The sequence below is a fragment of the Pedobacter borealis DSM 19626 genome (assembly GCF_000708285.2).
GTDB lineage: Bacteria > Bacteroidota > Bacteroidia > Sphingobacteriales > Sphingobacteriaceae > Pedobacter > Pedobacter borealis.
In genome coordinates this window covers 47,596-54,365 of sequence record NZ_JAUG01000022.1, presented here as the reverse complement: position 1 = coordinate 54,365, position 6,770 = coordinate 47,596, and the positions used below count along the sequence as shown (strand labels likewise).

Sequence of the window (6,770 nt, the reverse complement as noted above, 5' to 3'; positions counted from 1 at the left end):
AATCGTCATTGCGAGAAGGCTTTTTCAGCCGACGAAGCAATCTTACAACGATCGCTACTAGCGTGCGCATTAAGATTGCTTCGTTCCTCGCAATGACGATTTTTCTTTGTAGATATGTCAATCGTAGCTGAGTTGAAGAGTTAACCTGAGTTTGAAATCAATTAACCAATTTATTATGAACCTAATTTTTAACCATTGAGAAGTTAAGAAAATTAAGGCCACGCAACTGTTGTGAGATTATTTCATCCAATGAAGGATCGGTTTCGCAATGGCGAACTTCTCGTTTCGAACAGTTAACCGATTCCCTCGATATGTCACCCTGAGCGGAGTCGAAGGGCAATTAACCAACCAAGAGTTTAGCACCAATTAACCGATTTGACCAATGAACTAGTGACTAATGAACCAGTGTGAACCATATAAAAAACAAAAAAAGTCCCGATTTGCATCGGGACTTTCCTTTATAACTTTGGTACTAATTATTCTGCAGGTGCAGCTTCTTCAGTAGTTTCGTCTTTTTTAGCAGGTGCTTTTTTAGCAACTGGAGCTGCTTCAACAACCTCTTCAGCTACAACTTCCTTTTTCACAACCGCTTTTTTAGCAACTGGTGCTTTAGCTACTGCTGCTTCAATTTCAGCTTCAGTGATAGGAAGGATAGAAACATAAGATTTGTTATCTTGTTTCTTTCTGAAAATTACAGTACCATCAACTAAAGCAAATAAAGTGTGGTCTCTACCAATACCAACACCTTTATCAGGGTGGTGTTTTGTTCCACGTTGACGTACTAAAATGTTTCCAGCGATAGCTAATTGCCCACCGAAAATTTTAATACCTAAACGCTTACTATGCGATTCACGTCCGTTTTTCGAACTACCGGCTCCTTTTTTGTGTGCCATGATTTTATATTTTGTAACTCGCTAAAAAGCGAATTATTGGGTTAACAATTAATTATAGAGTGATGTCAGAGATCTGAATCTTAGTGAAAAACTGGCGGTGACCATTTTTCTTTTTGTAACCTTTTCTACGTTTTTTGTGGAAAATAATTACTTTATCACCTTTTAAATGAGATACGATCTTAGCTGAAACTTTAGCACCTTTAACTGCAGGAGCACCTACAGTAATTGCACCACCGTTGTCAACCAACAATACATTATCAAATTCAATACTAGCGCCTTCATCTCCTTGTAATCTGTGTACAAAAAGGTGCTGGTCTTTAGCAACTTTAAATTGCTGCCCTGCTATATTTACTATTGCGTACATTGTTTAAATATTAGTTTTTTAATTTTTATTTAACGAGGTGCAAATATAGAACAAATTCAATTAACACACAAATACATATCGAAAATATTTTTTACTAAAATCATATGGTATCAGGATTCGGAGGATTTAAGGATTTCAAGATCGATTTGACCACTATTTTAATTGCATTTTTTTGAAAATCATGGCTTAATAATTCTTAGGCTAAGCCTGCCCTACTGCCTATTCCAGCGAATGCTTATACTGGAACATTAATTTAACCACAGATAGAAAGAATGTACACAGATATAAAATCTGTGTTTATCTGTGCGCATCTGTGATTAAAAGCGCTTAACTTAACAACAATGGATAACGCTTCCAACTGAGGATATTGAGCCAAAACAGTATTCCATTTTCGGGGTTGCTGGTGCTGAAACCTTGTTCCTAAACCCGACAGCAGCGGCAGCCTCCGATTTTCCATCGGAGCTACAGCGAATGGCGGGGCTGAAAACCTCCAAGAACCACAAGCCGCTCATTTCCAAATAATAATTAAACATCTATGAGCATACTATTCCCTAGGTTCGGTCGGTGAGACACCAACCGATAGATCTATAGCCATTCGTTTCCAAATATTTTCCTGGGTAGTATTCCAGTCAGAGTTAACTGTCATTCTGAACGCAGTGAAGAATCTTAACTTAACAGACCTAGAACCTAAGTTGAGCTAGAGAGATTCTTCATTACATTCAGAATGACAAATTCTTCTTTCCGCTTAAGATAATGCCAATAATTCTCCGTGTTAATCTGTGTCTCCGCAGCTAAAGACCTTACTTAATTCTCTTCGTTAAAAAATGTTAAAGCATTTTTCTTGTTACGAATATTTCGTAGAGTTACGAAAACATCCTAAAAGGAAAAGACTTTAACAAAACGCTAACATTTAACGCTTTATTAAAGTCTTTTTGGTTCATTGGCCATTAGTTCATTGGTCAATGGTTTAATCGGTTAACTGTCTCAAACACCAATTTAATTTAATCGACTTGAGACTCTGGACTCGCGACTTCGGACTACCCTATCTACTTCCCGGTTCTCTTTTCAGCCTGATTTAACGTTCCATCAATAATTTTTCTCATTTGCACTGCAGCATCCAATAATTTGGGGTTACCATCGAAATCGCCATAAATGATCACGTGCTTAGATTTCTCTTTATATCTAAACAGAATATCGTAACGCGGTACTGCCATTGCTTTTGCACTTTTCTTTCCAATAGTATCAGGAAAATTCCAAAGTCCAATTTCATTGGCTTTAGCATGCATATACAGAATATCATCGCTTTTTAAGAACATTTTTTTGTGAACCACAGAATCTGCATTATTCACATACTGGTAATCGCCTGTTGCAGAATTATAATGGTTCTCCAAGGTATCTTTTACTCCCCATTTATATTCCATTGATACAAAATCGTTTTTTCTAAAGGGCGCATTCTGTATTATAGGTTTATAATAGATGTAACAATAAATGATCATTGGAACGATAATGGTAATGGCTAAGAATATTTTTTTTCCTCTACTTGACACTTGATATTGAATTATTGAATGAATATTTAATTATGAAATGAGAGATTGATTGAATAATTGAGTTATTGAATGTTTAAATGAATGATTGAATAAGACTCAAGACTACCGACTCTAGACTGATGACTCCTTAAGCTCCCCTTCCCACTTACTTACCACTGCTGTTGCAATGCTATTGCCAACAACATTAGTTGCAGAACGGCCCATATCCAATAATGGATCGATACCGATTAACAAAGCTAATCCCGCTTCCGGAATATTAAAGCTCGCGATGGTGCCGGCAATTACCACTAACGATGCCCTTGGTACACCAGCAATTCCTTTACTGGTTAACATGAGGATTAAAAGCATCGAAATTTGCTGTTCGAAACCCAAATGGATGCCATAAGCCTGTGCAATAAATAAGGAAGCAAAGGTCATGTACATCATTGATCCATCCAAATTGAATGAATAACCCAATGGCAGTACAAAACTTACAATTTTATCTTTACAGCCAAAACGCTCTAAAAGCATCATTGTTTTTGGATAAGCTGCTTCGCTACTTGCCGTACTGAAAGCCAGAAGTGCAGGTTCTTTCATGTCATTAACCAAACGGAAAATACGTTTTTTCAATACCAAAAAGCCTAAGAAAATTAACACTGCCCATAGTATGGCTAATCCCAGATAGAATTCGCCTATAAATATGGCATAGGTATTAAGTACATTCAAACCTTGTTTGGCCACAATGGCGGTCATGGCTCCAAAAACCGCTAGAGGGGCGAAATTCATCACATAACCGGTCATTTTTAAGATTACGTGCGCAATGGCATCGAATGCTTTAATCACAATCTGGCCTAAATCGCCAATAGCTGCTGTGGCAACGCCAAAGAATAAAGAGAATACAACAATCTGCAAAATTTCGTTGGTTGACATCGATTCGGCAATACTTTTTGGAAAAACGTGTGCGATAAAATCTTTCACACTCATCGATGCTTTCTGGATACCCGTATTTACCAATTGATCGGGCAATGATAATTTCATATGTCTTCCGGGTTCGAATAAGTTTACCAAAATCATACCCAGTACCAGCGACATTAACGACATGGCCAAAAACCAGCCCAATGTTTTACCACCAATTCTACCCACAGCTTTAATGTCGCCTACTTTGGCTACACCAACCACTAAGGTTGTAAATACCAATGGCGCAACAATCATTTTAATCAGGCGAAGAAAGATATCGCTCAATAACGTAAAGTATTCTAATTTTTTCTCCCTGATATCTTCGTTATCTTTTTTGATTTTAGCATTTGCTTTTCTTTCAGCTTTAAGCTGTGTATAACCAATACTGGTGGTATCGGTAGTTTTGGCAATGCTTACCTCTATACTTTTAACTTTCGCATCGGCGGTGAGTATTTTCTGGTTATAGACATCGATTGAATTGACATTTAAAATATAGCCCAATGCAATACCCGCAATCAGCGCTAAGAAAATGAAAAGCGTGAGTTTGTTTTTCTTCATGAATATAAAAAGTTTGTAGTACTCTTAATTTGGTAAAACTACGATATTTACGGCGTGTAACAAATTTTGATAACAGGTGAGATTAAAAAATATATCAACGTAATTGAGTTAAGCCATTCGGCAAAGCAGAAATAATTTAACCACAGATACACCCAGATGTAAAAATCCGTGTGTATCTGTGGTTAAGAACTTTTAAGTCAATCACATTAAAAAATATATTATTTTTGATTTCTGGTGTAACAAAAAATGCACATCATCATCTAAAACGCAACTATAAACCTCTAAATGGAACAAAAAGACAAGTTATTTAAAGAGATCTTCGATTCAAATTCCAAAAAGATATTCCATTTATGTTATGGTTATACTGGCGATACCGACGCTGCAAACGATCTTCTACAGGAAACTTTTTTAAAGGTTTGGCAAAATCTGGATAAGTTCAGAAACAAATCTTTAATTTCTACGTGGATTTATAGAATTGCAGTGAATACTTGTTTAACTTATTTAAGATCAGAAAAAAGACAGGCGAAAGACGAATTAACAGATAATATTATAGAAAATAAAATAGAGGAATTTTCAGAGAAAAATGAACAGGTTGCCCTACTTTATAAATGTATATCCAAGCTCGAAGAGAATGACCGTTTAATTATTACAATGGTACTTGATGAATTACCATACCACGAAATTGCCGACATATCTGGAATAAGCGAAGGCAACTTGAGGGTAAAAATTCACCGCATTAAACAAAAATTAACAGAACTATATAGCCAGTATGCAAGCGTTTGATCAAATACAGGAGTTGTGGCAAAAGCACGAGGTAGAAGTTAAGGTTTCTGCTGATGAAATGCTGCAACAAGCGAAGAAAGAAGTAAATGGATTAAAGCTAAAATCTGCTTTGAACATTTTGGGGATGCTGGCATCCTTTATTACCACTGCTGCATTATGGATATTTTTTCACTTCGAATCGTGGACTACACACGTAGGAATCAGCATCACCATTACCGCCATTGGCGTATATACCTTAATTCTGTACCGCGATTACAGGTTAATTTCTAAAACTGATTTCACCGCTCACCCGCACGAATACTTAAACAATCTAAAAACCTATCAATTAAATCGTTATAAACTTTACAACTCTTTATATTGGTTTTATATGATTGCGCTTTCATTGGGCATCATATTTTATTTTGTAGAAATTCTTGCGCACTTTAACACTGTTCAAAAAGTTTTAGCTGTAGGCTTAACAGCGATCTGGATGTTATTTTGCTCAACGATATTAAGAAAGGCTGTGATGAGCAGGGAAAAAGAACGTATAGCTTTATTGATTGAGAAATTTGAGCGCATTAGCGGACAGATTTCTACCCCCGAATAATTTTAGGCACGGTTTTTTCACTGTAAAAACCAACACATGAAACCATCATGATATACCATTTAACAACGGAATAACTAAATCATGATAGCTTCACCAGCGTTGAAACTAAAATTACACAGGTGAAAAGACATATTATATCCCTTTTATTTTTGCTGGCACTGCCATGTACTTTTGCTTTTAAACAAGATTTTTCAGGCCCCATTCAATTGAATTGGGAAACGCATTTTAAAGGAAAAGCCGATATGCGCTCGCCATTTTTTGCGCTGACTGCAATGACATGGAAATATAGTTACGAAAGTACCGTTTACCGTAATCGCGTTGCCATTAAGCTTAAAAATGATGTCAGTATTGATAAAACGAGATCGTGGGTTAAGTGGGATAAAATTAAAGATCCCGAAATTAGGGCAAGTCTTTTACACCACGAGCAAGGGCACGCCGATATTCAGTATGTTTTATTATTGGAGGCTGAAAGGGTATTAAAAAACCGGAACTACGCTGTAAGCAACTATAAAGTCCAAATATCCGAACTCGCCAATCAGATCAGCAATTATTTCGACACCATGCAACGTAACTATGATGAAGAAACCGAGCATGGCAGCAATCATAAAATGCAGGCCCGGTGGGATGACATTATTCAGGATAAGATTGAAGAATCGAGGGCTGCTATGGCCGAATTACAAAAATAGTTTTGGAATAAAGATAATAGCACCAACCACTACCGACAGAAATGCAGCCACCAAAACCGCAGCAGCAGCCAAATCTTTTATCACTTTAATTTTTGGATGATAATCTGGAGAAACCACATCGGCCAGTTTTTCGAGGGCAGAATTTAAAATTTCGGCCACAAAAACAGCAGAAATAACAGATAAAATAGCAATCCACTCCAAATTGGAAATTTTTAGGTAAAAAGATAGGCCAATCGCAATGATTGCTGCAAACAGATGAACCCTACCATTATGATCGTTTACGAAGAACAGTTTCAGTCCGTTAAAAGCATATTTAAAGCTCCTGATCCGATCGATGATAAAAAATTTTTCGTTGTCCATTGTTTTTAAATTACGTGATAGATCCTGAAACAAGTTCAGGATGACGAATTAGTGTGG

General features: G+C 36.6%; 8 protein-coding genes. 3 read left to right on the top strand and 5 right to left on the bottom strand.

Features of this window, described 5'->3' with window-relative positions:
• Positions 1-476: 476 nt before the first annotated feature.
• The 4 genes from rpmA to AW17_RS08760 form a co-directional block, all read right to left on the bottom strand.
• Complete coding sequence (gene rpmA, locus AW17_RS23575) at positions 477-893, bottom strand: 50S ribosomal protein L27 (RefSeq protein ID WP_083488662.1); 417 nt, start codon at positions 891-893, stop codon at positions 477-479.
• 52 nt (positions 894-945) lie between these two features.
• Positions 946-1,257 carry a 50S ribosomal protein L21 gene (rplU, locus tag AW17_RS08770; protein WP_025146774.1) on the bottom strand — a complete coding sequence of 104 codons (312 nt, stop codon included), beginning with the start codon at positions 1,255-1,257 and terminating at the stop codon, positions 946-948.
• Positions 1,258-2,303: 1,046 nt separating this feature from the next.
• Complete coding sequence (locus tag AW17_RS08765) at positions 2,304-2,804, bottom strand: hypothetical protein (protein ID WP_029275758.1); 501 nt, start codon at positions 2,802-2,804, stop codon at positions 2,304-2,306.
• Between the two features lie 111 nt (positions 2,805-2,915).
• The gene (locus AW17_RS08760) at positions 2,916-4,298 is read right to left on the bottom strand and encodes a dicarboxylate/amino acid:cation symporter (protein WP_029275757.1); all 1,383 of its coding nucleotides are present in this window, start codon (positions 4,296-4,298) and stop codon (positions 2,916-2,918) included.
• A gap of 285 nt (positions 4,299-4,583) precedes the next feature.
• Between AW17_RS08760 and AW17_RS08755 the strand changes: the two genes are divergently transcribed.
• The 3 genes from AW17_RS08755 (at position 4,584) to AW17_RS08745 (ending at position 6,353) form a co-directional block, all read left to right on the top strand.
• Positions 4,584-5,081, top strand: coding sequence for an RNA polymerase sigma factor (locus AW17_RS08755; RefSeq protein ID WP_029275756.1), 498 nt, complete (start codon positions 4,584-4,586; stop codon positions 5,079-5,081).
• Entirely contained in the window at positions 5,068-5,667 is a 600-nt protein-coding gene (locus AW17_RS08750; RefSeq protein WP_029275755.1) for a hypothetical protein, read from the top strand. Before AW17_RS08755 ends, AW17_RS08750 begins: the two co-directional genes overlap by 14 nt.
• Before the next feature lie 119 nt (positions 5,668-5,786).
• On the top strand, positions 5,787-6,353 hold the full coding sequence (locus AW17_RS08745; RefSeq protein ID WP_157280250.1) for a DUF922 domain-containing protein: 567 nt from the start codon (positions 5,787-5,789) through the stop codon (positions 6,351-6,353).
• On the opposite strand, the gene AW17_RS08740 is transcribed toward AW17_RS08745, so the two are convergent.
• Positions 6,342-6,713 carry a diacylglycerol kinase family protein gene (locus tag AW17_RS08740; RefSeq protein WP_029275753.1) on the bottom strand — a complete coding sequence of 124 codons (372 nt, stop codon included), beginning with the start codon at positions 6,711-6,713 and terminating at the stop codon, positions 6,342-6,344. The genes AW17_RS08745 and AW17_RS08740 overlap by 12 nt on opposite strands.
• Positions 6,714-6,770: the final 57 nt, after the last annotated feature.

Bases quoted from the DNA above. Each gene is read 5' to 3' on its own strand.
- rpmA (WP_083488662.1), bottom strand. From the start codon at position 893: ATGGCACACAAAAAAGGAGCCGGTAGTTCGAAAAACGGACGTGAATCG.
- rplU (WP_025146774.1), bottom strand. From the start codon at position 1,257: ATGTACGCAATAGTAAATATAGCAGGGCAGCAATTTAAAGTTGCTAAA.
- AW17_RS08760 (WP_029275757.1), bottom strand. From the start codon at position 4,298: ATGAAGAAAAACAAACTCACGCTTTTCATTTTCTTAGCGCTGATTGCG.
- AW17_RS08755 (WP_029275756.1), top strand. From the start codon at position 4,584: ATGGAACAAAAAGACAAGTTATTTAAAGAGATCTTCGATTCAAATTCC.
- AW17_RS08750 (WP_029275755.1), top strand. From the start codon at position 5,068: ATGCAAGCGTTTGATCAAATACAGGAGTTGTGGCAAAAGCACGAGGTA.
- AW17_RS08740 (WP_029275753.1), bottom strand. From the start codon at position 6,713: ATGGACAACGAAAAATTTTTTATCATCGATCGGATCAGGAGCTTTAAA.